The 1,289-nt window shown below is 46.2% G+C and carries 3 protein-coding genes; all 3 read left to right on the plus strand.

From position 1 onward, the window contains the following. The coding region (locus BGO59_RS18385) for a hypothetical protein (protein ID WP_293685421.1) at positions 1-277 on the plus strand (277 nt) is incomplete at its 5' end. A 10-nt stretch (positions 278-287) separates the two neighbouring features. Continuing rightward, positions 288-575 (plus strand): hypothetical protein, encoded by a 288-nt coding sequence (locus BGO59_RS18390; RefSeq protein ID WP_293685423.1) that lies wholly within the window; start codon positions 288-290, stop codon positions 573-575. 8 nt (positions 576-583) lie between these two features. Then, positions 584-1,289 (plus strand): CHC2 zinc finger domain-containing protein (locus BGO59_RS18395; RefSeq protein WP_293685425.1); only part of this gene is annotated, 706 nt, incomplete at its 3' end.

Below are 1,289 nucleotides of genomic sequence, written 5' to 3' on the forward strand. Positions count from 1 at the left end.
GGGAATTAATCAACTCGCTATTGATGCCCTGACCCAAATGGAATTTGTTGGGCTCCAGATTCGGCACTACGTAGCTGGCTATCAAAAGACCCTGCATCGGACAATGAGGGAAGTTCGCCATTTCCTTTTTGATTATCCCGGTTTTGCCCTTGGTCTAATTCCAATGATGATCGAGATAATAAGGGAAGTCTTTCTGAGTAATGAATGGTATGAGCTGATGCCCCGTTTCGAAAAGGCAGTTATCAGCATTGAGAAACTATTGATAGCCGCTACATAATCTCTTGACCATGGAATTGTTTCTAACCCATAATAAGCCCTCGGGTATAACCATCGACCTCTGCAAACTCAATGGAGAAGTGTTCGATATGCTTACCATTACTGGCCCGAAAGAGCAGATAGATTATTGGATTGAAAATTTTGCACCGGTTTATCAGCTGCTTTTTGATGAAAACCTGGACTCGGCAGGTTCTGATATATTCAGGAAAACGGCCTTTGTCCATAAGAGTCGATCAGCAGACCTTGAAAAAACCCTGTTTATTCTGTTTAGAGGAGGTTCGGCCGTAGCCTATAACTGACCTATGCTATGTTTGATGACGCTCGGATACTCGATGAACTGAAAGCCCTGGATATTCTGCAAATCGCCCGGGATTTGGGACGGGAGCCCAACCGGCAAAACCTGATCCACTGCACGTTTCATGACGAGAAAACTCCTTCGATGAAACTCTACCCAAAGGATGGCCATTTCAAATGTTTTGGGTGCGGAAAATCGGGAAGTACCATTGATCTGTATATGAGTGCTGGCCAGGGTATGGAGTTCGGTCAGGCCGTTAAGGAAATGAAGAGCCGATACTTGGGAATCGTCGACGATCAACCCTTACCCAAGCGAGTGGCCAGGCCTGTAGCCGAGCCAGTGAAAGCGCCAACGATTCCAGCTGAGAAGTTTAGCCCAATCTATGCCAGCTTACAAACCTTTTGCCGGCAGTATGTCTCGACCCAAACCAAGCGTCAGGCCTTGGCTTATCTAACGGGCAGGGCTTTTACGGTCGACATCATTCGCCGGTTCGGTCTGTTTGTTATTCCGGATCCAAAGGCAACCGCTGATTTTTTGACCTCAACTTATGAACATGGTCAACTGGAGTCAGCAGGGCTTTTTACGCAGAAAGGGTATTTTCTATTTTCGAAACACCCCATTATTATTCCTTACCTGAAGAATGGCCAGATCGTCAATCTGCAAGGCCGATGCATTGGAGAGCCTGACGAGAAAATGAGTAAATACCAGTTCTTGAAAG

Origin of the sequence: Spirosoma sp. 48-14 (genome assembly GCF_001898575.1) — a bacterium.
In the GTDB taxonomy this organism is placed as follows: Bacteria; Bacteroidota; Bacteroidia; order Cytophagales; family Spirosomataceae; genus Spirosoma.